This is a genomic window from Candidatus Rhodoblastus alkanivorans (assembly GCF_022760755.1).
Taxonomy (GTDB): Bacteria; Pseudomonadota; Alphaproteobacteria; order Rhizobiales; family Beijerinckiaceae; genus Rhodoblastus; species Rhodoblastus alkanivorans.
On the sequence record NZ_JAIVFP010000001.1, the window covers coordinates 1307582 to 1328387 of the forward strand.

Genomic DNA, 20806 nt, shown 5'->3' on the forward strand with positions numbered 1-20806 from the left:
GACTCGAATTTCAATTCTGACTGGCTTTTGCCCTCGCCAGCCTTCGCATGAGAAGGAAAGCCAGGGCCAATTGCAGCCACGCGAGGGCGGATTCGATGGTCGCCTCGAAGTCTTTTGACAGACGGCGCGCGCGATTGATCCAACCGAGCGTCCTTTCGACGACCCAGCGTTTCGGCAGCACCGTAAATCCTTTCACCTCTTTATCGGTTCGCTTGACGACGGTGATGGAAATGCGGCTCGCCTCGAAGGCTGCGCGCTTGGCTTCATCACCCTGATAACCCCCGTCGACGAAGGACATTTTCACCCACGGGCTCTTGCGATGCACGGCCTTCAGCAACGGCGCGAGAGCGTCGCGGTCCTGCACGTCGGCGGTCGTGATCTGGCATTCGATGGGCAGACCGATCGTGTCGACGGCGAGATGGCGCTTGCGCCCCTTGACCTTCTTGCCCGCATCGAAACCACGGGGGCCGCCGGCTTCCGTCGTCTTGACAGATTGGCTGTCGACGACGACAGCCGTCGGCGCGGCCTCACGGCTTTCCGCTTCGCGGGCGTCCATCACGAGAACGCTGATGATTTGCGCCCACACGCCGCTGTCGCGCCACGCGTAGAAGCGGTTTTGCACGGTCGTGAACGGCGGAAAATCCTTCGGCAGATATCGCCATGGGCAGCCGCAGCGGATCAAATAAAACAAGGCGTTGAGAATGATCTGGGCATCTGTCGGCTTGCGTCCGCGCCGTTTGGGCGGCGGCAACAGCGGCGAAATCAGCGCCAGTTCGGCCTCCGACATATCGCTTGAATAGCGCGCCCGAATGACTTCATGAAATAGCCCCGTAAGTCGCCGGACAGGCACTCCCACTTCGCTAAGAGGTAGGAGTAATGTGGTGTTTATGACTGGTGACAATCCGAAGAGTGAGGTCCTGCCGGGCCGAGAACGACGGCGTCGGCGCACGTCGGCGGAGAAATTGGCGATCATTGCCGAGACGATGGAGCCGGGCATGACGGTTAGCCTTGTCGCGCGCCGTCACGGCATCGCCCCCAATCAGCTGTTCACCTGGCGGCGGCTGGCGAACCAAGGCGCCCTGACCGCGACGCAGGCCGAGGAGGACGTCGTTCCGGCGTCCGCCTACAGGGCTTTGGTCGACCAGGTGCGCGAACTGCAGCGCCTGCTCGGCAAGAAGTCGATGGAGGCCGAAATCCTCAAAGAGGCGCTTGAAGTCGCCGTAGGCTCAAAAAAACGGATGTTGCGGTCGTTGTCGCTGCCGACGCTCAATCCACGGGACGGTTCGCGATGAAGGCCGTCTGCGAAACCCTCGGCGTCGCCCGCTCGAATGTCGCCGCGCGCATTGCCGGCGGCGCGGCCAAACGCATGGGCCGACCGCCCCTGCCGGAAGACGATCTGCTCTGCGAGATCAAGGGGATCATCGCCGAACAGCCGTCCTGGGGCTACGCCCGCGTGTGGGCCGACCTGCGCCGCAAAAGACGCGCCGAGGGCGCGGCGCCGGTCAACCGCAAGCGGGTTTATCGGGTGATGAGGGCGCACGGCCTGTTGCTTCAACGTCATGCCGGCGGCGGCGAAAACCGCCGGCATGACGGCAAGATCGCCGTTCTGCGCTCCAACCTGCGTTGGTGTTCCGACGGCTTCGAGATCGCTTGCGACAATGCCGAAAAAGTCCGCGTCGCCTTCGCGCTTGATTGCTGCGACCGGGAAGCCCTCGGCCATGTCGCCACGACGGCGGGCGTCAAGGGCGAGGACATCCGCGACCTGATGGTCAGCGCCGTCGAATATCGCTTTGGCCCGGTCAATCGCCTGCCCAGCCCGATCGAATGGCTGACCGACAACGGGTCTTGCTACATCGCTGGCGACACGAAACATTTTGCCCGCGAAATCGGCCTTGAGCCGCTGACCACGCCGGTCGAAAGCCCCCAATCGAATGGAATGGCCGAAGCCTTCGTCCGCACGATCAAACGCGATTACGCGCGCGTGTCGCCACTGCCGGACGCCGAAACCGTGATCCGCTTGCTGCCGTCGTGGTTCGAGCATTACAACACACGCCATCCGCATCGCGCGCTTGGCTATCGTTCACCCCGCGAGTTCATCGCGGATCGCTTGGCCGCCGAAGCCGGAGAGTGTCTGTCCGAAACTTAAGGGGCTACAACAGTTGGTGCGGCGAATGGCAGACGGACATCAGTTTGAATAATATCGCAATAGGTTATACCAAAGAAAAAATAGGATACGGTCAAGCAAATTCCGAAAATAGCTATCGGTAGAGACCACGATGCGTTTTCTAAATTTGTGCTCGTCGAAGTTGCGACTGAGCTTTCGTCGCGCGTTAATAACGCGAGAAGGGCGCCAACTACCAATGTCAACATCAGCATGGCAGTTATAACCTGAAAAAATGATATAAGCTCAGAAAGCATTGAATTCGGCGTGTATTTTCCGTAGCCAATTGTTGTCATTGTGCTGTAACTCACGTTAAATGCCTGACTCGCCGATGAAATATGGTCGCTAAATTGGCACGACGACGTAAGTGCAATTTGAAAATATATAACTGAAAACCACATGATAAGCTCGACGTAATTAAAAATGATGCCGATCAATATCCTCCTGATCCTCCAAAATGGCTCTTTGTTCAATTCGATATCGCCCCGAAAAATAAAGAAAACACCGGTCTTCAATATCATAATAAGCAAATCGATTGCTCTGTATAAACCGAGCGACGCCATCAGTCTTGTGATCAAACTCTGTTGTGTCGGTTCCCATCGATATAAAATAAAAAAACAAAGCAAAGATAGCGTTAGCATGCCTGTTATAAATATGTCCCTGTTGGTTTGTTGCTTGTATGGCGTGTTATTATTTGTGAGACGCAATGGCGGTATTGCGAGAATAGAAAGGTGCTTGACCCATAAGTTGCCAAACTTGTACAAAAATCTAAGAATGAAGCTATCGCCATAAAGTTTATTCATCGCATGGCCCTCTCGGCGTCGCCGCGTTTTGCGGAAATAGGCGCAGGCAAATTGACGGCGTCGGCACCCCGACCACTATCCGCGCATCGTTCTTCAGATGAGGCGGATGCAGTTTGCACCATGCAGGATGTCCAAATGGGACGCTGATCACAATCATCGATAACGCTGAAACGGTGATCGATTCTCGGAATAAATCCGACTTTCGGGTTCAGCGAATTACGCCGTCTTTCCCACCACGTCAGCGGAGGAAAGTTCCGCTATCTATGCCAGCCGTGTCCCAGCCTTAGACAAGGGCAAGTTTATCGCCAGCTTTGTCAATTTTGACGATGGTGTCATGTGCGTCAGCGACCCCCTTCGTGTTATCAATCCGCTGCTCAACGTTTCAGGGTTTCGCCCATGCCCAACCCAAAGCTCATCGACTCTCCGCTTTCGCGTGTCGTTGAAGAAGACGGCGAGCGCGTCGAGATTTTGATTTATCGTATTGAAGGCGCGGAATGGACGCTTGAGATCGTCGCCGCCGACGGATGCTCCACAGTTTGGGAGGAGCCGTTTGAATCTGACGGGGAGGCGCTTGCTGAGGCCGTGAGCGCCATTCAGCAGGAAGGGATCAAGAGTTTTTTGGAAGGCGGGGTGGAGAAGGGCGCGCTGCACTAGATGGTGATGATTGTCCCTAAAGACTGTCCCTACCGTCCCTAAAATATCAGAAAAATCGTTTATTTTCAATAATGAAGCCGCATTTCGAGTGCGGTGCTTTCAACCACTCAGCCACCTCTCCATCCGGGGCGCATTGGCGGGCATGGCCCGTTGTGTGGCGAAGCGGCGCAATATCAGGCCGCGCGCCAACGCGCAAGCGCCATTGCGCAAAATGCGGAATTTGTCGGCTGCTTCATGCGCGAAGGATATCGGCGCTTGACTTGGCTGCGCGCGCGGCTTAGGAAACCCAACGGTTTGTCGTGGCTCGTTGCCGCGACATTTGCGTTTTTCAGCCCCGCTGAATTTTTCAGCCAGGCTGATCTTCGCCCGCAACCGGATCCCCCAGGCCGAAACGGCCGCAGGGGTCCTATCCACCACCCGGTTCAACTGCAAAGAAGCCGGCCGCGTCCTTGGGCGCAGAGCCGGATCGAACACGAGGAAGAACGATGTTCGCAGTCATCAAAACCGGCGGCAAGCAATATCGCGTCGCCGCCGATGAGCAGATCACCGTCATGTCGCTTGCCGGCGCAGCCGGCGAGGCCGTGACCTTTTCCGACGTCCTGATGGTCGAGAAGGACGGCGCCGCCCAGATCGGCGCGCCTTTCGTCGCCGGCGCCTCCGTCAAGGGCGAGATCGTCGAGCAGGCCCGCGGCCCGAAGGTCATTTCCTTCAAGAAGCGCCGCCGCAAGAATTCCAAGCGCAAGCGCGGCCACCGTCAGGACCTGACGATCGTGCGCATCACCGAAGTCGTCGCCTGACCGGTTCGCGATTCAAGCATTGATTCACGGCCGCGTCGGACGCGGCGAGAGAAGAGTTTCGGAGCAGGAAAATGGCTCACAAGAAAGCAGGCGGTTCGTCCCGCAACGGGCGCGACTCGGAAGGCCGGCGCCTTGGCGTGAAGAAATTCGGCGGAGAGAGCGTGGTCGCCGGCAACATCCTCGTCCGTCAGCGCGGGACCAAATGGCATCCCGGCGCCAATGTCGGCATTGGCAAGGACCATACCTTGTTCGCCCTCGTAGACGGCAAGGTATTGTTCAAGACCCAAGGGGCCCGTTCCGTGATTACGGTAACTCCGGCCCCGGCGGCCGCGGCCGCGGAATAACAGAGGTCGCGATTTTTTCGGGACCTCGCGAGGCGCATGCCCCCGATTGGTTCCGAAAGCCTTTGTTTCCAAGTCCGGCGGGCGCGCCGGGGAAACGACAAATGGCCACGTTCTGGCGAGAAGAAGGCCATATTCTTCCGTCAGGAATAACTTCCGGAGCCAGTTGCTGAAGGGGGAACGGCGCGTTTCCCCTTTTTGCTTTGACCGGAGCCTTTGCATGTTTCCCGATATCGCCCGTGACGACGTCTTCCGATTGGAAACCCGGCGGCTGTGGCTGCGCTGGCCGCGCGCATCGGACGCGCCAGCCATCGCCGCATTGGCGGGAGACTGGGATGTCGCCCGCTGGACCGCCTCCATCCCGCATCCCTATACCGAGGATGACGCCCTGCGCTGCATCATCGCGGCGCGAGCCTGCAATGCGCGCGGCGCGGCGCTGCGCCTGGCGCTGACCCTGAAAACCTTTCCGCGCAAGATCGTCGGCATCGTCGGGATGGATCCATGCGAATATGGTCTGCGGCTCGGCTTCTGGCTGGGCCGGCCCTATTGGGGGCGCGGCCTGATGGGCGAGGCTTTGGAGGCTGTGACCGACGCCTTGTTCCGAATCACCGAGGCGGAGAAAGTGTCGGCGCTGGTCCTTGCCGAAAACACCGCCGCCCGGGCCATGCTCGAAAAATGCGGCTTTGCCGTAACGGATTGTCTTGATGGCGGACCAGGCCGGCACGGCGACAGCCCGACGCTGGGAATGGTCCTGCCGCGTAACGAATGGCATGCGCCCCGCCGCGCGACCGGCTTGCAGCCCGCGCTCGCCTTCGGTAGAGGCTTGTCCTAGGATAAAATAGGAAATTAGCGGCCCGCGCTTCCCGCGCGGGCCGCGCCGGAATTACCGATGAAATTTCTCGATCAGGCGAAGATATACGTGCGCTCGGGCGACGGCGGCGCGGGCTGCGTGTCGTTCCGCCGCGAAAAATTCATTGAATTCGGCGGGCCGGACGGCGGCGACGGCGGCCGCGGCGGCGATGTCGTCGCCGAATGTGTCGCGGGGCTCAACACGCTCATCGACTATCGCTATCAGCAGCATTTCAAGGCCAAGACCGGCGGCCATGGCATGGGCAAGAACCGCGCCGGCGGGCGCGGCGCCGACGCCGTGCTGAAAGTGCCGGAGGGCACCCAGATTTTTGAGGAGGACGGCGAGACCCAGATCGCCGATCTCACCGAGGTCGGCCAGCGCGCGGTGATCTGCAAGGGCGGCAATGGCGGCTTCGGCAATCTCCATTTCACCACCTCGACCAATCGTGCGCCGCGCCGCGCCAATCCGGGGCAGGAGGGCGAGGAGCGCACCATCATCCTGCGCCTGAAGCTGATCGCCGACGCAGGCCTCGTCGGCCTGCCCAACGCCGGGAAATCGACCTTTCTCGCCACCGTCTCGGCGGCCAGGCCGAAAATCGCGGATTATCCCTTCACCACGCTCCATCCCAATCTCGGCGTGGTCCATGTCGATGGCAAGGAATTCGTGCTCGCCGACATTCCCGGCCTGATCGAGGGCGCTCATGAGGGCCATGGCCTCGGCGACCGTTTCCTTGGCCATGTCGAGCGCACCGGCGTGATCCTGCATCTGATCGACGCCACCGGCGAGCATGCCGGCAAGGACTACAAGATCGTGCGCGGCGAGCTTGCGGCCTATGGCCATGGGCTGGCCGACAAGCCGGAAATCGTCGCTTTGTCGAAGATGGATTCGGTCGATCCCGAAGCGCTCAAGCAGCAGGTCGAGCGCCTGAAACGCGCGATCCGCAGCGCCGGACCGCCTTTGGAAGAGGGCGAAAAGCCGCGTGCGCCCCAAAAAATTTCGTCGATCGCGGGCGAGGGCGTGACGGAGGTTCTTCGCGCCGTGTGGCGCGTCATCGAGGCGCGCCGGCAGGAAGAAGCGGAGCGGACGCCGCAGCCGGCATGGCGGCCGTGAGGTGGGAAACTGAAAGATTTCGCTTCGGCCGCGCGCTCTCCACATTGCGCTCTTCTCCCTCGCCGCGCATGGGGAGGGGAGGTGTCGCGCCTTTCCTATGTCGAACTAGACTTCCGGATAAAAAATGGATCTGCCCCGCCTCGACCAATTCAAGCGCATCGTCGTCAAGGTCGGCTCTTCGCTGCTGGTGGATCGCGCGCGCGGCGTGGTGAAGCGCGAATGGCTTGAGGGCCTCGCCGACGACCTCGCCGCCTTGCACCGGCGCGGCGCGGATGTGCTCGTCGTTTCCTCCGGCGCCGTGGCCCTGGGCCGTTCCGTGCTCGGCCTGCCGTCCGGCCCGCTGAAGCTTGAGGATTCGCAGGCCTCCGCCGCGGTCGGCCAGATCGCGCTGTCGCGCATCTGGGCCGAGGCTCTGGCCGAGCGCAAGATCGTGGCGGGCCAGATTCTGGTGACCTTCGGCGACACCGAGGAGCGCCGCCGCTATCTCAACGCCCGCGAGACCTTGGCGCGGCTGATGGCCATGCGCGCCGTGCCGGTGATCAACGAGAACGACACGGTGGCGACCAGCGAAATCCGCTATGGCGACAACGATCGCCTCGCCGCGCGCGTCGCCACCATGGCCTCGGCCGATCTGCTCATCCTGCTGTCGGACGTCGCCGGTCTTTATGACGCGCCGCCCGCGCAAAATCCCCTTGCGCGGCTTATTCCCGTGGTGCCGCGCATTTCCGCCGAGATCGAGGCCATGGCGGGGGGCGCGGCTTCCGAGCTTTCGCGCGGCGGCATGACCACGAAAATCGAGGCGGGCAAGATCGCGACCGCCGGCGGCGCCCATATGGCGATCGCCGACGGCCAGAAAGCCAATCCGGTGGCGCGCATTGCAAAGGGCGAGCCCTGCACCTGGTTTCTCACGCCTTCGACGCCTGTCACCGCGCGAAAAAAATGGATCGCGGGGTCGCTCGCGCCGCAGGGCGTTTTGACCATCGACGCTGGCGCCGCCCGCGCCATCATTGCCGGCGCAAGCCTGTTGCCGGCGGGCGTAAGGGCGGTTGAGGGCGATTTCGCGCGCGGCGATTGCGTGATCATCCGCAACAGCCAGGGCGGCGAGATCGGCCGCGGCCTCGTCGGCTATGACGCCGTTCGCGCGGCGCGGATCATCGGCCGCAACTCCCGCGATATCGCCGCGATCCTCGGGACGGAAGGGCGGGTGGAGATGATCCACCGCGACGACATGGCGCTCGCTGGCGATGGTTCCGTTTAGGCTGAGGCGGAGCGTCCGGCCGGCTTTCCCGTCCGGAAATCCGCCATAAGCTCGAACGATAGTGTTAAACGAAGCAGACGCGGCGACGTTGAGACCTCAACGGCGGCGCCCGATGGGCGCCATTGCCGCAATCGCCGGTCTTGTCTGGGGGGTTCCATGCGGAAATCAGGCGCGGCCCAACGTTTCACGCCATTGCGCCCGAGGCTCGCTTCGGCGGGGTTTCGGGCGGCCCTGCCTCTGGCGGAGCGTTTCTTTCGCCACAGGAACATTCACCGTTCGACAAGCGCGTTCGCGGCGGAGCGCGCGCGCGAACTGGCCGCGCGGCTGGCGCGCGGCGAGACGGTTTTTCTGGCCGGCGTCAGCATCGGCGGCTTTCACAATACCGGCGCCGCGCTGATCGAGGTGACGCCTTCAGGCGGTCCGCGCATCATCTGCAACAATGAGGAAGAACGGTATTCGGGAGAAAAGCATTCGAACAAATATCCCGGGCGTTCGCTGGACGCGCTCGGCGAAATCCTGGCGAGCCGCGGCGTCGGCCCCGACAGGATCGTCGCCTGGCTCGCGACCTACGACTACCCTTTGTTCGTCGCCGCAGGCTTGAGATCGGTGCTGGAAGAATTTCCCGCAAGCCTCAATCTCATTTTTCAGGATCACGCCCCATCCTACGACGGCGATCAACTGGTCGCAGGAATGCGCGTCGCCGACGAACTGGCGTCGCGCTTCGGCCTCGACGGCCCCGCGCCGGTCATCGGCGTGCCGCACCATGACACGCACGCCTATTTTTCCTATCTGGTCTCGCCCTTCGCGGCGGAGCAATCGCCCGTGATGGTCGCGGTCGTCGACGGCTCGGGCGATTGCGCCTCGATCTCGCATTATGTCGGCGAGAGCGGCACGCTGCGGCCCATGCGCTCCAACGCCAGCATCTTCGATTCCCTCGGCATGTTCTACGCCGTGATCAGCTCGACTCAGGGCGGCTGGACCACGCTCAGCAGCGAGGGCCGCTATATGGGCGCGACGGCTTATGGCGACATGAACCGCGCGACCAACCCCTATTACGAAAGGCTGCGAAAGATCTTCGATCTCCGGCCAGACGGCGACGTCCGTCTCAACCGCTCGCTGGCCAACTGGCCCCGGAGCCTGCTTCGCGATCCCTACGCCGCGGAGCTGGCCGACATATTAGGGCCGCCGATTCCTCCGGAGCAGATGTGGAATCCCGATGCGGTGCTGCGCGTTGAAGATATTCACCACCGGCCGAACACGCAGGAGAGGCTGGACAAGGCCGCGGCGACCCAATTGGTGTTCGAGGACGGCCTCTTTCATCTTGTCGATGGATTCATCCGCACGACCGGAAGCGACCGTCTCGTGCTCACCGGCGGCGCGGCGCTCAACGCCGTGGCCAATATGCGGCTGCTGGAACATTTCGACGAGGCCTATTTTCGTCGCGCCCTCGGGCGATCGACCAGGCTTCACTTGTGGGTTCCGCCGACGCCGGGCGATTCCGGGGCGACCATCGGCGCAGCCTATGCTTTCGCCGCGACCGCCGGAGTCGGCCTCGGCCCCCGGCTCGAACATGCGTTTTATTGCGGGAGCGCTGCGCCCAGGTCCAAGATAGAGGCGGTCCTCGCAGGCGCCGACGACCTGGAATGGGTCGAAATCGGCGACGCGGCGCACCCGGCCGGACGAGAGGCGATCGCCGACCTCATGGCCTTCATCATCGCCCGGAATGGCGTCATCGCGATTTTCCAGGGGCCGGCGGAAACGGGACCGAGGGCGCTGGGCCACCGCTCGATCCTTGCCAATCCGTGCAATCCGCGCACGCGGGAAATGCTGAACGAGCGCGTCAAATATCGGGAAGCGATCCGGCCGCTCGCCCCGATGGCGACACTCGCGGCGGCGATCGACCTGTTCGAATTATCCGACGGCGCCGCGGACGACGGCTACAACGCCTATAATTACATGGTCCTGACCGTGAGGGCGAAAGCGCGCGCGCTCGAGCGGGTTCCTGCCGTCATCCACGCCGATGGAACCGCCCGGGTCCAGATTGTGCGCGAGCATACCGATCCCGTGATCCATTCGTTTTTGAAGGCGCTGGGGCGGAGGATCGGCGTCGAAGTCGCGGTGAACACGTCCTTCAATGTCGGGGGACCGATCGCGCAGACGCCCGTTCAGGCGGTTGAAACCCTTCGCCGCGCCAAGGGCATGGATGGCGTCTTCATGCTTTCCGCCGAAGGGCCCGCCATGCTCGTCTGGCTGAAAAAATCGGGCTCCGAAGCGCAGGGTCGGGCCGGCCGATGGCTCGCGGAATGGAAGGCCGAGAGTTGCGCTGCTGAGGCGGGCGGCGAATGACGCCGGCGCCCGTCGGGCTATAGCAGCGTGCCGCGGAGGATCACGAGGGCTATGGAAAAATAGATCACCAGGCCGGTGACGTCGACCAGGGTCGCGACGAAGGGCGCCGAGGCGCTTGCCGGATCGAAGCCGAGCTTCTGGATGGCGAAGGGCAGCATGGAGCCGGTGAGCGAGCCGAAGGTCACGATGCCGACGAGGGCCGCCGAGACGGTGAAGCCGACCAACACCCAATGTTCGCCATAGTCATAGACGCCGAGCTTCTGCCACAGAACGATACGCACGAAGCCGACGGCGCCGAGGATCGCGCCCAGCGCGACGCCCGAGGGGAGTTCGCGCAGGGCGACGCGCCACCAGTCGCGCAACCGGATTTCTTCGAGCGCCAGGGCGCGGATGATCAGCGACGTCGCTTGAGAGCCGGAATTGCCGCCCGAACTCATGATGAGAGGAATGAACAATGTCAGCACCACCGCTCTTTCCAGTTCGGATTCGAAATGCTGCATGGCGCTGGCGGTCAGCATTTCCGCCAGGAACAAAGCCGAGAGCCAGCCCGCGCGCTTCTTGATCATTCTCCAGAAACTCGTCGCCATATAGGGCGCGTCGAGCGCTTCCATGCCGCCCTGTTTCTGGGCGTCCTCGGTGTCGTCGTCGATGATGGCGTCGATGATGTCGTCATTGGTGACGATGCCGAGGATCTTGCCGGAAGCGTCGATCACCGGCGCGGCGCTGAGGTCGTATTTCGAGATCAGCCGCGCGACTTTCTCGCGCGGATCGTCCGGATGCACGAAGAGAGGCTTGCGATACGAGCCGACCGACAGGATGGGCGTCTGCGGATCGGCGGTGACCAGTTCGCGCAGGGAGACGGCCCGGATCAGGGCGCCGTCCGCGTCCACGACATAGGCGGCATAGACGGTCTCAAGCGTCGCGGCGCTGGTTCTTATCGCCTCGAGGCTCTGCGCGACGGTCCATTCGGGGAGCGCGCGGAAGAATTCCGTGGTCATGAGGCCGCCCGCCGTATCCGGCTCATAGGTCAGCAATTGCTCCATTTCGACGCGGGCGTGGTCCGGCAGGAGCGCCAGGAGCCGCCTGGCTTCCTCCCGCTCCATCTTGCGGAAGATCTCGGCGCGCCGGTCGGCGGCGATTTCGGCAAGCAGCGGCGCCGCCTTGGCCCGGGGAATTTCCCCCACCAGCGCGGCGCCATTTTCGAGACCCGCCTGTTCGAGAATATTGACCGCCGAACGGAAATCCATGGCGGCGAGGAGGGCGGCTCCCTTCTCGGCTTCCATGTCATTGAGCGCTTCCACGGCATCGGCGGGATGCATGGCGGCGAGATCGGCGACCTCGAAAGGTTGGACGAGGGTCATTCGGAGTCCTGCGACGAAGAAGGAGCGATTCGGACGAAGCGCCAAGAGGCGGCTGGCGATCCGCCATCTTGATCAAAATGACGTGCGCGCCAAGGGGGAGGCGACGGAAATGACGCGTTTGTGGCGCGTCCGCGTCAGGCGCCGGCAGGCGGCGCCGGGGCGCCGCGATTTGGCGGCGACGGCGGCCGATGATAGAAGTTTCGGCGCCCGCTGCGACGGGGCTGAGGTTGGAGCGAATGGAAAATCTGAAGGCTCTGGAGGGCGAGGGCGGCGATCTCGGCGCCATCATGATTGCGATCGGCCGCAGGGCCCGCGCGGCGGCGCGCGTGCTGTCGCTTGCCGCGCCGGAACAAAAAAATCTTGCCTTGCGCGCCGCGGCAAAAGCCTTGCGCGACCGCAAGCAGGCCTTGCTCGACGCCAACGCCCTCGACATGGCCGACGCCCGCGCCAGGAATCTCGGGCCCGCCATGCTCGATCGTCTCGCGCTCGACGACAAGAGGATCGCCAGCATGGCGCAGAGCCTCGACGACATCGCCGATCTGCCCGATCCGGTCGGCCGCGTGCTGGAGGTTTTCGAGCGCCCCAATGGCTTGCGGATCGAGCGCGTGGCGACGCCGATCGGCGTCGTCGGGGTGATTTTCGAAAGCCGACCCAATGTCACCGCCGACGCCGGGGCGCTCTGCCTCAAGGCGGGCAATTCCGCGATTCTGCGCGCGGGTTCGGAAAGCTTTCATTCCTCGCGCCTGATCCATTCCTGCCTGATCGAGGGCCTGAAAGAGGCCCACCTGCCGGAGGATTGCATCGCGCTCGTTCCCACCCGCGACCGCGCCGCCGTCGGGGCCATGCTCGCCGGGCTCGACGGAGCGATCGACGTCATCGTGCCGCGCGGCGGAAAGAGTCTGGTGGCGCGGGTGCAGGCCGAGGCGCGGGTTCCGGTCTTCGCCCATCTTGAAGGCATTGTGCATGTCTATGTCGACGGCGAAGCCGATCTCGCCAAGGCGGAAAAGATTCTGCTCAACGCCAAGATGCGGCGCACCGGCATCTGCGGTGCGGCGGAAACGCTGCTGGTGGACCGCGCCGGGGCCGACCGCCTGCTTGAGCCTTTGGTCAAGCTGCTGCTCGACGCCCAATGCGAGGTGCGCGGCGACGCCGCCATGCAACAGGTCGACGCGCGTGTAAAACCCGCGGTCGAGGAGGACTGGTCGGCCGAATATCTCGACGCGATCATTGCGGCGAAACTGGTCGATGGCGTCGAGGGCGCGATCGACCATATCGAGACCTATGGCTCGCATCACACCGATTGCATCGTCACCGAAAACGCGCGGAAAGCCGAGAAATTCCTGCGCGAGGTGGATTCGGCGATCGTGATCCACAATGCCTCGACCCAGTTCGCCGATGGCGGCGAATTCGGCTTCGGCGCGGAAATCGGCATAGCGACGGGGAGGATGCATGCGCGCGGGCCGGTGGGCGTGGCGCAACTCACCTCGTTCAAATATGTCGTTCACGGGTCGGGGCAGACGCGAGCGTGAGCCTCCCGCCTTTTGCGCGCGGCATGCGAATTGGCTTGTTCGGCGGATCGTTCAATCCGCCGCACGCCGGCCATGCCCTGGTTTGCGAGCTGGCGCTGAAGCGGCTCGGCCTGCATCGCATCTGGGTCATGGTGTCGCCCGGCAATCCGCTGAAGTCGCGCCAGGGCCTGCCTTCGCTGCAGGAACGCATGGCGGCGGCGCGCAAGATCATGCGCGATCCGCGTTTTGTCGTTACCGGCTTCGAGGCGGAGATCGGCGCGCGCTATTCTTTCCAGACCGTCGATTTCCTGCGGCGCGCCTGTCCGGGCGTGCATTTCGTCTGGATCATGGGCGCCGACAATCTTGCCGGCTTTTTCCGCTGGCAGCGCTGGCGTGATATTGCGCACGCCATGCCTATCCTGGCGATCGACCGTCCCGGCGCCACCCATCGCGCCGAGCGCGGCCAGGCGGCGACCTGGTTCGCGCGGCGCCGCCTGCCGGAATCGCAGGCCAAAACCCTGCCCCTGCGCCGCCCTCCTGCTCTGATTGTGCTGCACGGCCCGCGCTCGCCCCTGTCCTCGACCCAGTTGCGGGCGCAAAAACGCCGCTGACCCCTCCGGCGCTGGCCCGAGTCCTGCTAGAGCGGGACGGATGTCATGGAGAGGCGATATGGCGCGCGCTTTAACCGCGTTTGTGAAGAAAGACGACGTTCCCTCGCGAAAGGCGCTGCAGGGCGCGCTCGATCCGCTTGGTTTCAGAATCGTCCTCGACGAGGATTACAAGCCATTCAAGACGAAGGGCTATGTTCCGGTCGCGCTCGACGGTGAGGACGCCGGCTTCGATCTGCGTTTCGATGAGCCGGCCGCCGAAATCCGCGCGAAACTTGGCCTTGCCGACGGCGCCGTCGCCCTGGCGATCCGCTGGGGCGGCGACCCGCGCGAAGAATTGGCCGCGCTGGCTGTGCTCGCCGCCCTGGCGCAAAGCTTCGGCGCCGCGGTCGCGCCGCCGGGCGCGGAGGCGGTTCTCTCGGTGGAGGATCTGTTGGTCATGGCGCGCAAGGCCGCCCAAGCGTTTTGAACGGGCGGTTTTGACGCCCGATTGGCGGCGACTTGGCGTTCAGACGCCGCCTTCATTCCGCCTTGTGCCCAATGCGGAATGGGAGAAAAGGAGGACGTTCCCGCTGAGGGCGGAGGGCGGCCGAAAAAACCCTGCGGTCTCGGCCTGCGGCACGGGACCGCTGAAATAATATCCCTGGCCCCATTCGACGCCGATGCTGGCGAGCAACTGCTCCTGCTCGGTGGTTTCGATGCCTTCGGCGACGACGTCAAGGTTGAGATCGGCGGCGATCTGGCTTACCGCGCGAATGATTGACGCCGACGCCGTGCTGGACGCCAATGTGTCGGTGAAGGACTTGTCGATCTTGATCTTCTTGAATGGGAAATCCTTGAGGTAGGACAGCGAGGAATAGCCGGTGCCGAAGTCGTCGAGCGAGAACTGCACGCCGAGATGGGCGAATTGCTGAATGATCCGGCGGACGGCCTTCGGGTCGCTGACGAGCAGGGATTCGGTAATTTCCAGGTTGAGGCGATGTGGCGGCAGGCCGGAGTCTCGCAAAGCCCGAACCAGGGCGGCGAACAGGCGGTCGGCCCGGCAGAACTGCCTGGTCGAGACATTGACGGCGACGCTGACATGGTCCGGCCAGTTCATGGCGGCGGCGCAAGCCTTGTGGAGCATCAGGGCTCCGATTTCATTGATCATGCCCGTCTTTTCCGCGATTGGAATGAAGACGGCCGGGCTGATTGGACCATAGGTCGGATGGGTCCAGCGGACGAGCGCCTCGAAACCGGCGACCTCGCGCGTCCTGAGCGAATAAATCGGCTGGAAAAAGGGGATGAGGCCGCCCTCGTCGATGGCGACGCGCATGTCGCATTCGATCTTGCGGGTCTGGGCGATCTTCTTTTCGATTTTCGCGTCGAAATTCCGCCAACCGCCGCCGCCGTCCTTCTTGACCTCGTAGAGCGCGATGTCGGCATTCTTGATGAGCGCCTCGGTGCTCCTGCCCTGCCATGGATAGACGGCAATTCCGATCGAGGCGGTCGCGCGTACGACATTCGAATCGATCATATAGGGAAGGCCCAGGTCCGCCAGCAGACGCGAGGCCAAGGCGGCGACGGAAATATTGTCGCATTCGTCCAGCTTGATGAGGAATTCGTCGCCGCCGAACCGGGCGATCTGGGCAGTCCCGCCGGCGCATTCGCCGATCCGCCGCGCCATCTCGCGGATCACGGCGTCGCCCGCGGTATGGCCGAGCGTATCGTTGATTTCCTTGAACTTGTCGAGGTCAAGGAAAATGATCGCAAAAACCTTTTCGGGCTCTTTTTCGATCGCGCAATCGACGATTCTGTTGAAAGTGTATCGATTGGCGATTCCGGTCAATTTGTCGTAACGCGCCAGATATTCGGTTTCGCGCGTCGCGTTATAGGCGTTGACGATGTTCCGATACAGCGATTTCGAGACATATAAATTGGCGACGATGACTCCCATGAGCAAGGCCGCGTACAGATAGCCGAATCGTCCGGGGTCCACGAGGTACCCGATGAAAATCAGGCCCGCGCAGGCCGTGACCTGGCCCACGACGAGCTTTGGCCGTCCGGCGTTGCGGGCAAAAAAGCCCATCGCATAGCCAATCGTGTTGCCCGCGGCCAGCGTATGGGTTTCCAGCGATGGCGGATAGCTGATGAGACGCCACGAGACGGCCCCAATAATCAAGCTGAACGGAAGCGACACAATAAAAAAATCTCGGTCAAACCGCTCGTAGTCCGTTCGTTTCATATCTGTCTTGTTAGATGAATTATAATCGAAAATGATTTTTGTTCTAGCGAGCCCTGTCACGATAACCAAAACGAATGCGTATAGGAAAAATATATCTCGGGTAATGGCGAAGGCAGACAGGGTCGTGGCGACGCCAAGGGCGTTCGCAGAGAAAAGCGACGTCTTTGAAGTGAAAAGCGAGTTTACGAGATCGATATAAAGACCGTTGTCGTCTGTGTGGTCGTCCAGACCTAAGGCTTTTCGCCAAATCGATTTGAGCGCACTCATTGCGCCGCCCCCGGCTACCATGATGGTGGGGGTGCATTATGTGACAAAATCGCTAAGCTCTGCTTTCGTAATTACGCGTCATTTTCCTTTCAACGTTATCGATTGCTTGAGCATGGGAGCGCTGAACGAAAGCGAGCCGACAAGCTGTTCTTCAACGATGGGCGTGTGGATTGGGGGACCGAACCAATCGTTCGGTCCGGAGGCCCGCCGGCGGACGCTTCACGCATTCGTCCCTTGCTGGACGGCTTCGGCCTTTCGCTTCGCCATTTCCGCTTCCCGGAACGATCGCGACAGAAAATGATCCTGGGCGACGACGATTTTTTGCAGGTGAGCAATCTCTATCGGGGTCAGACGCATCATATGTTCGGTCCAGCGTTTCGCGAGATCGTCGAGTTCTTCTTCGAACGGGCGGGCGACGCGCCGCGAAAAGGCCTGGAAGAGGGCGAGTTGCGCGGCGTGCGTCCTCAGGTTTCCAGTGATGTAATTGCGTATCCAGGCGTCGCTTTCCCCCTCGCCGACGACGGCGTCGATCACGCCGATCCGGGCGAATTCTTCGGCGGAATATTCCTTGCCGCCCGCGAGAATTTCATGCGCGACGCGCGGCGCCACGTAACGCGACAGGACGGCGACGGCGCCGATCGGGAAATGATTGAACTTGACTTCCGGGTAGGAAAACGACGCCTGACGTTCGGCGATCATGATATTGCATGATCTTGGCGCGTCGATCCCGCCCCCGAGAACGACGCCGCGCGGCGCGGCGGCGACGGTGATCGCCGAGCCCCGAAGGCAGGAGTCGTTCCAGATTATGCCTTCGACCGAAAGTCTGGCGTATTCGCGCAGCCTGGCGCGATCGCCTTTGGCGATACAATCCAGGTAGAACTCGATATCGCCGCCAAGCGTTGAAATCGGTCCGACCTGCTTATGCAAATAGGCCAAAAACTTGATCGGCGATTTCGAGGAGACGCCGGAGTTCCACAAGGTGTGAACGGCTCTTTGCACCTTGTTGACGCTCGATAGCAGTTCGAAAGTGAAAACCGGCCTGGGTTCGGGGGCGAGCGTCAGCCAGATGGTCCCGATTTCAGCTTCGTATCCGAGCTCGATTTGCGGGGTCGGCCCCGTACGGGCGTGGATAGCTCCAAGGACGTCGTCGGAGGCGTAATCATGGAGCCGAATCGATTTATCGCGCGTGAGAGGCATGGCAGTCGTCATCGCTTCGCGTCTACGCCGCCGGGTGGCGTTGTCGTCGCGTCCGATAGTAATTGAGGTTAACAAATTGTAAATTTGAACACGTAAAAATGGTTAATATTGCAAAAATATTTGTTGAATCAAAAAGATGTTTCGTGGCCGCGCCGCCCTTGCGCAATGTTCCGGCGCCGCAGTCGCGGCGTCTGCCGGAGCGGTTCCATCGGTCACGGCGCGCAAGGCCGCTCAATTGCGTCGTTGCGTCAGATGCGGCGCAGTCGCCGCCGCATACAGGAAAAGCTGCCGCATCGCCCGCGGAAATGCCGCCATCGGCGCTGACTTCGGAATAGAGCTTCGCCGCCGACACATTGTCCGACGCGAAGCCGCTCGGGGCCTGAAGTTCGACCGTGACTCCGGGCAGGAAAACAGCGCCGGCGGATTGGCGCAGACGGTCGAGATGAACTGGCGCCGGGTGACATTGTTTTGCCGCGCCTGGACCGTCAAAAATTGCGGCCGGCGCTCGGCCGTTCTCGGTACGCATTGCCCATTCGTGATTGCCCGGAATGAGACGGTTCGGCGTCTGACATCATCAAATGCCTAACGGCCGGCGACAACTTGAGATTGAAATCATCAGATGGCGCGGCGCCGCGGAGCGGCCTTTTGCCGCGGAAGACAGGTCCATTTCATGAGGATCGTTAGTTAATCATTTATACAACTCTGAATTGCATTCTTTGCGCAGGCGGCGGCCTCCGGGCTTCGGGGGCGTCGTTTGGGAGGGGGCGGATGAAACTTCTTGGCTTGAAAAAACCCGACTTGCACGACGTAATATTTGACGTCGTCAACCGGTCGCGCGGGATCCTGGAACTGGGTCTCGACGAGACGATTCTCGAAGTCAACGCCAAATATCTCGATGCCATGGGCTATCGCCGCGACGAACTGGTTGGCCGCAAGCATCTGGTCACGGTCGGGAAAAGCGAGGCCGATCTGCGCGCCTACGAGGATTTATGGCGCCGCCTGCGCTCCGGCGAGCCGATGGAGCGCGAAATCAAGCGGATCAGCAGGGATGGATCGCCGCGCTGGTTCCATTGCGTTTATACTTTTCTGCGCGACGCCAAGGCCAGACCCGTCCGGGTCGTCATGGTCTTCGCCGAGATTACCGAACAGAAGATGCAACAGGCGGCGATGGAGGCGCAGCTTGACGCCATCCATCATTCGTCGGCGGTCGTCGAATGCGATGTCGAGGGGCGCATCGTCGACGCCAACGCCAATTTCCTGACGATCATGGGCTATTCCCGCGACGAGATCGTCGGCAAAGCCCATTCCGTCCTGATCGATCGGAACGAAGCGCGGTCGACGGAAAATGCCGAGTTGTGGGCCAGGCTCGCGCGCGGCGAATGTGTCAATGGCGATTTTCGCCGCATCGCCAAGGGCGGCAGGGAGGTCTGGATCCGGGGCTCCTATAATCCGGTGCTCGATCTCGACGGCAAATTGCATCGCGTCATCCAGATGTCGGTCGATGTGACGGCCCAGATCGAGCGAAGAATGCAGCGCGAGCGCGTGTTCAGCGACGTCGATCGCCGTCTCGATTCGATCACTGCGACCGTATCCTCGGTTGCGGGCGAGGCGGGCGAGGCCGCCTTCGCTTCGTCGGGCGCCGCGGGCAATGTCCAGGCGGTCGCGGCGGGCGCGGAAGAGCTTTCCGCCTCGTTCCAGGAGATCACCCGTCAGGTGCGGCGCGCCGCCGAAATCGCGAACAACGCGACCGAGGCCGCGGCGTCGGCGGCCAATCTGGTCGAGACCCTGACCGCCGACGCGCAGAAGATCGGCGAGATCGTCGCCCTCATCAACGATATTGCCGCCAAGACCAATCTTCTTGCCCTCAACGCCACGATCGAGGCCGCGCGCGCCGGCGAAGCCGGACGCGGCTTCGCCGTCGTGGCCTCGGAGGTCAAGACGCTGGCGACCCACACGGCCAAGGCGACCGAGGAAATTGGCGCCCAGGTGGCTTCGGTGCGCGCCTCGACCTCCGGCGTGACCCAGGCGATCGACGTGATCGGCGGCGTGATCGCCTCGATCAATGAAATCACCACGACGATCTCCGACTCGGTCGAAGCGCAGGGCGCGGTCACGATCGATATTTCCGAAAACATGCAGACGGCGGCGCGGGGCGTCGAATCGATCTCGGCCTCGCTGAAGGCCATCGCGCAATCGACGGCGGAAATCGACGCCGCCGCGAAAACGGTTCGCGATCTTTCGCGCGGCGCCGCATAAGCTTGGCTGAGCGAATTCGGCTCGTATGATCCGCGCAGGTTGATTCTTGACGCGGGGACAGTCATCTTATGTCGGACAAATTGTTTCGCGCCTCGCCTGCGCGACGAATGAGGACCGGAAACTGACCGCCAAGCAGATGACAGGAGCGGAGCCGCAACCGACGCCAGGCGCCGGGGATGCTTCATTCGGCCCGCAGATGCAAGCCGTTCTGACGGCGCTCGACGATCTCAAAGCCGATGAGATCGTCGCGATCGATCTTGTCGGAAAGACCTCGATTGCCGATTGGATGATCGTCGCCACCGGCCGTTCGACCACCCAGGTCGGCGCCTTGGCCGACAAGGTCGTCAAGGCTTTGAAGGATTCGGGCGCCGGAACGCCCGCGGTGGAAGGCCTGCCCGCCTGCGACTGGGTGCTGATCGACGCGGGCGACCTCATCATTCATCTGTTCCGGCCCGAGGTCCGCCAGTTCTATAATCTCGAAAAGATGTGGGGCGTGGACCGCCCGGGCGAGAAACGGGCCGGGGCTTGAGCGTCCGTCCGCGATGAAACTTCTGCTCATTGGCGTCGGGCGGCTCAAGGCGGGCCCGGAGCGCGAACTCGTCGCGCGTTACGTCGAACGCTGCGTCGCGAGCGGCCGCAAGATCGGCTTTGGAGGTTTCGACCTGCGCGAGATCGACGAATCGCGCGCGCGCCGCCCCGAGGACCGCAAGGCCGAGGAGGCGGCGGCGCTTTCCGCCCTTCTGCCCCAGGGCGCGCGGAAAATCTGCCTCGACGAGCGCGGCCGCAACATGACCAGCGAGGATTTCGCGCAAAGGCTCGGGGAATGGCGGGATGGCGGCTCCCCGGTCTGCGCTTTGGCCATTGGCGGGCCGGATGGGCTCGATCCCGCCTTCCGCGACCGCGCCGATCTGACGCTGGCCTTCGGCGCCATGACTTGGCCTCACCAAATTGTGCGCGCTTTGGCGGCCGAACAGCTGTTTCGCGCATTGACCATTCTCTCCGGTCATCCCTATCATCGTGTTTAATAAGCAGTTCAAGTGCTGCTCGCCAAAGGCCTAAGGAAGA

Annotated in this window: 21 protein-coding genes; 14 read left to right on the plus strand and 7 right to left on the minus strand. The window is 62.3% G+C overall.

Translation table 11 applies throughout. From position 1 onward, the window contains the following. Positions 1–10 precede the first annotated feature (10 nt). The gene (locus K2U94_RS05990) at positions 11–787 is read right to left on the minus strand and encodes an IS5 family transposase (RefSeq protein ID WP_272884845.1); all 777 of its coding nucleotides are present in this window, start codon (positions 785–787) and stop codon (positions 11–13) included. A gap of 100 nt (positions 788–887) precedes the next feature. On the opposite strand from K2U94_RS05990, the gene K2U94_RS05995 reads away from it, so the two are divergent. After that, positions 888–2146, plus strand: a protein-coding gene (locus tag K2U94_RS05995) for an IS3 family transposase (RefSeq protein ID WP_243065398.1) whose coding sequence is annotated in 2 segments (ribosomal slippage) — positions 888–1227 and positions 1227–2146 — 1260 coding nt in all. Because the reading frame shifts where the segments join, the coding sequence is not laid out codon by codon here. Here K2U94_RS05995 and K2U94_RS06000 read toward each other — a convergent pair. Further along, entirely contained in the window at positions 2143–2598 is a 456-nt protein-coding gene (locus K2U94_RS06000) for an ion channel (RefSeq protein ID WP_243066335.1), read from the minus strand. The two genes, K2U94_RS05995 and K2U94_RS06000, sit on opposite strands and share 4 nt — an antisense overlap. A 762-nt stretch (positions 2599–3360) precedes the next feature. Between K2U94_RS06000 and K2U94_RS06005 the strand changes: the two genes are divergently transcribed. After that, entirely contained in the window at positions 3361–3618 is a 258-nt protein-coding gene (locus K2U94_RS06005) for a hypothetical protein (protein ID WP_243066336.1), read from the plus strand. Between the two features lie 99 nt (positions 3619–3717). On the opposite strand, the gene K2U94_RS06010 is transcribed toward K2U94_RS06005, so the two are convergent. Then, positions 3718–3990, minus strand: coding sequence for a hypothetical protein (locus K2U94_RS06010; protein WP_243066337.1), 273 nt, complete (start codon positions 3988–3990; stop codon positions 3718–3720). Between the two features lie 113 nt (positions 3991–4103). Here K2U94_RS06010 and rplU point away from each other — a divergent pair, with 113 nt between their 5' ends. The 6 genes from rplU (at position 4104) to K2U94_RS06040 (ending at position 10320) form a co-directional block, all read left to right on the plus strand. Next, positions 4104–4415: a 50S ribosomal protein L21 gene (rplU, locus tag K2U94_RS06015; RefSeq protein WP_243066338.1), complete on the plus strand. Its 312-nt coding sequence runs from the start codon at positions 4104–4106 to the stop codon at positions 4413–4415. 71 nt (positions 4416–4486) lie between these two features. Further along, complete coding sequence (gene rpmA, locus K2U94_RS06020; protein ID WP_243066339.1) at positions 4487–4759, plus strand: 50S ribosomal protein L27; 273 nt, start codon at positions 4487–4489, stop codon at positions 4757–4759. 217 nt (positions 4760–4976) lie between these two features. Continuing rightward, positions 4977–5588: a GNAT family N-acetyltransferase gene (locus K2U94_RS06025; protein WP_243066340.1), complete on the plus strand. Its 612-nt coding sequence runs from the start codon at positions 4977–4979 to the stop codon at positions 5586–5588. Between the two features lie 57 nt (positions 5589–5645). After that, a complete protein-coding gene (gene obgE, locus K2U94_RS06030; protein WP_243066341.1) occupies positions 5646–6716 on the plus strand; it encodes a GTPase ObgE in 1071 nt (356 codons plus the stop codon). A 124-nt stretch (positions 6717–6840) separates the two neighbouring features. After that, entirely contained in the window at positions 6841–7974 is a 1134-nt protein-coding gene (gene proB, locus K2U94_RS06035) for a glutamate 5-kinase (RefSeq protein ID WP_243066342.1), read from the plus strand. A 156-nt stretch (positions 7975–8130) separates the two neighbouring features. After that, the gene (locus tag K2U94_RS06040; protein WP_243066343.1) at positions 8131–10320 is read left to right on the plus strand and encodes a carbamoyltransferase C-terminal domain-containing protein; all 2190 of its coding nucleotides are present in this window, start codon (positions 8131–8133) and stop codon (positions 10318–10320) included. A 17-nt stretch (positions 10321–10337) separates the two neighbouring features. Here K2U94_RS06040 and mgtE read toward each other — a convergent pair whose 3' ends face one another. Continuing rightward, positions 10338–11681: a magnesium transporter gene (mgtE, locus tag K2U94_RS06045; RefSeq protein ID WP_243066344.1), complete on the minus strand. Its 1344-nt coding sequence runs from the start codon at positions 11679–11681 to the stop codon at positions 10338–10340. A 236-nt stretch (positions 11682–11917) separates the two neighbouring features. Between mgtE and K2U94_RS06050 the strand changes: the two genes are divergently transcribed. From K2U94_RS06050 to K2U94_RS06060, 3 genes are read left to right on the plus strand one after another with little or no spacing between them, the layout of a single operon-like run. Next, positions 11918–13210 (plus strand): glutamate-5-semialdehyde dehydrogenase, encoded by a 1293-nt coding sequence (locus K2U94_RS06050; RefSeq protein ID WP_243066345.1) that lies wholly within the window; start codon positions 11918–11920, stop codon positions 13208–13210. Then, positions 13207–13800 (plus strand): nicotinate-nucleotide adenylyltransferase, encoded by a 594-nt coding sequence (locus K2U94_RS06055; protein ID WP_336606151.1) that lies wholly within the window; start codon positions 13207–13209, stop codon positions 13798–13800. The genes K2U94_RS06050 and K2U94_RS06055 overlap by 4 nt, the downstream gene beginning before the upstream one ends. A 58-nt stretch (positions 13801–13858) precedes the next feature. Next, positions 13859–14266, plus strand: coding sequence for a hypothetical protein (locus K2U94_RS06060; protein ID WP_243066347.1), 408 nt, complete (start codon positions 13859–13861; stop codon positions 14264–14266). A 39-nt stretch (positions 14267–14305) separates the two neighbouring features. Here K2U94_RS06060 and K2U94_RS06065 read toward each other — a convergent pair whose 3' ends face one another. The 3 genes from K2U94_RS06065 to K2U94_RS06075 all read right to left on the minus strand — a co-directional run bounded on the left by K2U94_RS06065 (position 14306) and on the right by K2U94_RS06075 (position 18011). Continuing rightward, the gene (locus K2U94_RS06065) at positions 14306–15976 is read right to left on the minus strand and encodes a putative bifunctional diguanylate cyclase/phosphodiesterase (protein WP_243066348.1); all 1671 of its coding nucleotides are present in this window, start codon (positions 15974–15976) and stop codon (positions 14306–14308) included. A gap of 531 nt (positions 15977–16507) precedes the next feature. Continuing rightward, on the minus strand, positions 16508–17485 hold the full coding sequence (locus tag K2U94_RS06070; RefSeq protein ID WP_243066349.1) for a crotonase/enoyl-CoA hydratase family protein: 978 nt from the start codon (positions 17483–17485) through the stop codon (positions 16508–16510). A gap of 22 nt (positions 17486–17507) precedes the next feature. Next, on the minus strand, positions 17508–18011 hold the full coding sequence (locus K2U94_RS06075) for a hypothetical protein (RefSeq protein ID WP_243066350.1): 504 nt from the start codon (positions 18009–18011) through the stop codon (positions 17508–17510). A 242-nt stretch (positions 18012–18253) separates the two neighbouring features. Here K2U94_RS06075 and K2U94_RS06080 point away from each other — a divergent pair, with 242 nt between their 5' ends. The 3 genes from K2U94_RS06080 to rlmH all read left to right on the plus strand — a co-directional run bounded on the left by K2U94_RS06080 (position 18254) and on the right by rlmH (position 20766). Beyond that, on the plus strand, positions 18254–19741 hold the full coding sequence (locus tag K2U94_RS06080; RefSeq protein ID WP_243066351.1) for a methyl-accepting chemotaxis protein: 1488 nt from the start codon (positions 18254–18256) through the stop codon (positions 19739–19741). A gap of 196 nt (positions 19742–19937) precedes the next feature. Continuing rightward, the gene (rsfS, locus tag K2U94_RS06085; RefSeq protein WP_243066352.1) at positions 19938–20270 is read left to right on the plus strand and encodes a ribosome silencing factor; all 333 of its coding nucleotides are present in this window, start codon (positions 19938–19940) and stop codon (positions 20268–20270) included. Positions 20271–20283: 13 nt separating this feature from the next. Continuing rightward, positions 20284–20766 carry a 23S rRNA (pseudouridine(1915)-N(3))-methyltransferase RlmH gene (gene rlmH, locus K2U94_RS06090; protein WP_243066353.1) on the plus strand — a complete coding sequence of 161 codons (483 nt, stop codon included), beginning with the start codon at positions 20284–20286 and terminating at the stop codon, positions 20764–20766. The last annotated feature ends 40 nt before the right edge of the window (positions 20767–20806 follow it).